The sequence below is a fragment of the Salinisphaera sp. SWV1 genome (assembly GCF_052044155.1).
Classification (GTDB): domain Bacteria; phylum Pseudomonadota; class Gammaproteobacteria; order Nevskiales; family Salinisphaeraceae; genus Salinisphaera.
Genome location: NZ_JBQDYE010000085.1, coordinates 1 through 2013, shown reverse-complemented (window position 1 = coordinate 2013; position 2013 = coordinate 1). Strand labels below are relative to the sequence as shown.

The following is a 2013-nucleotide window of genomic DNA, read 5'->3' as shown; positions in this document are numbered from 1 at the left end:
CGTGGAACCTGCATGCACAGGATTTAGCCATGAACCTGGCCGCCTGTGAATGATGGGGTTTGTGGATCGCTTACCTTGCATCGAACGATTGCTGAGCCATCGATCCAGTCGTTCGAGCGGTGGCGCAATCTGGCGAGAATCCGGCCCCGTGGCGCGCCAAGGCCATCAGCGTCAGGCGTCGAGCGTTTAGACCGGCACAGACCGCTTCGGATGCGGCCTGAACGTTACGCTGATCCAAACGGGAAAAGACAGACGCGAGCCACGTCTGCAACACTGCACTGGCGTGCATGGCGACCTTCGCATTTTGGTCGATACGAAGGGCATCATCCGTCATGCACGCGCTTCCGGCCTACCCCAAAGAAGCGATAACTTGCTGTCGATAAAGTGATGGTTGCGGGGGAACCTCGGGGACACAGCTCAGCGCTCCTTATCCTGGTCGTATTTTAGCGAGTGAGTGGATTTGCCCCTATCGCCGGATCAGAGGTTGTGCGTATTCGCCCTGCTACGGCGCAGGAAGAGGCAGAGGACCAACAAGCCAACGCCGAATCCGAACAATGGCAATATCGGAGGCTCCGGTACGGCCGCGACATTCGAAGCGGCATTGAACACAACTGAGCCCGGGAGAGTGCTGCTGGCCGAGCTGAGATCGCCGGGGCACGTTGGATCAATCGGATATGTCTCACAGTAGCTCTGTGCAGAACCACCCCCGAAGTTCACCTTGAACGTTCCCAAACCCGAGAATACGAATGTGAGAGGCGTCGAATTGGTCAGACTTGCGTAAGTTCGGAACAACGTCGGGTTACTCGGCCCACCTCCGTCGACTCCCCGCCTGGTGTAGGACAGCGCGCCTGACTGAGACAAGGCCTGAGGGCTTGCGGACACCGATCCAGAACTCAGAGTTACTGACCGGGTCGCCATGAAATTCCAGGCGGATCCCTCGCTCCTGGCGCCAGACTGGCTGGTTGGAGCGCTCAGAGTGAATGGCGTGCTGAATTTCCAAGTCCCGCCGTCACTCAGGTTGGCACTGGCGGTGAACGTAGGAATATTGAACGTGAAGCCATTCCAGCCGACGGTAAATGCGCTGACATCAAGTTTCAACGGGGTCGCCTGGGCACCGCTGCCGAAGCCTAGCGCCAAAACGATGGCGACAGACAGCGCAGTGAGATACTTGTTTGGACATTTCATCGAATGCTTCTCCCGTTCCAGTTCGTAATATATCGAGGTGCGCGTGCATCGGCCGAATAGGGGCGGAAGAGCGTCGGGTCCGCCCCGTGACGGAGGTCGCGTGCATTAGTGCGGTTTGAGCAGATTCCGTGCCAGATAATCATTTCACGCGATTTCAATTATTTAGATAGCTTTATACGGGCATGAACATAAAACTGTAATGCCGTTCGACAGTTTTTCCTAGAAAACTCGCATATCAGCCACGTCGCTGCCTTCAATTAATTTTTTTAACAAAAAAATCCAAAACTTATGGCAGTGAATTCGATTGTAAAATTTTTCGACAACGGGCGCGTGAGAATCACGTCTAGCGAAACAGATAATAAATAGGGGACATATGCCGGCCCGCCGCTCTATTTCCACGGCAGGGCTGCAGCACTCGGCCGCGTACGCACCTACGCGTCCCGGGCGGAGCCCGCCGCGCATGGCATGCGACTTGTCCGGGGTCGAGGCGCGCCGCGGTTGCCCGGTTTCGCCTGTGCTGGCCCGCCCCTCTCGCCGGGCCCAAACGCCGGGCGCCGCGAGCCTCGCCATCACATCCGCGCCATCGGTGTGATCTGTGGATACCTTCTGTCGCCCGCCCCGGGCCGCCCGATGGCGGCCCAGGCTTGGCAAAACGAACCAGATACGGCACGATTTCGCACATGACGTCGAATCGATCGAAACAAGCCGTCAACCGCGCCTTCGACGCGGCCTGGCGATGGCGGGTGCAGCGCTGGCGGGGTTGATGCCCACACCCGTTGCGGCGCGCGTTGTCGCGCCGCCTGTTTGTCAATATCCGATCGATTGATG

Annotated in this window: 2 protein-coding genes; both read right to left on the bottom strand. The window is 58.0% G+C overall.

From position 1 onward, the window contains the following. Positions 1-70: 70 nt before the first annotated feature. Positions 71-334, bottom strand: a complete 264-nt coding sequence (locus tag ACS8YF_RS19475; protein ID WP_440851749.1) for a hypothetical protein — start codon at positions 332-334, stop codon at positions 71-73. 1420 nt (positions 335-1754) lie between these two features. Then, positions 1755-2013: hypothetical protein (locus tag ACS8YF_RS19470; RefSeq protein ID WP_440851748.1), on the bottom strand; the 259-nt coding region annotated here is incomplete at its 5' end.

Coding starts and splice junctions, on each gene's coding strand:
- ACS8YF_RS19475 (WP_440851749.1), bottom strand. CDS start 334: ATGACGGATGATGCCCTTCGTATCGACCAAAATGCGAAGGTCGCCATG.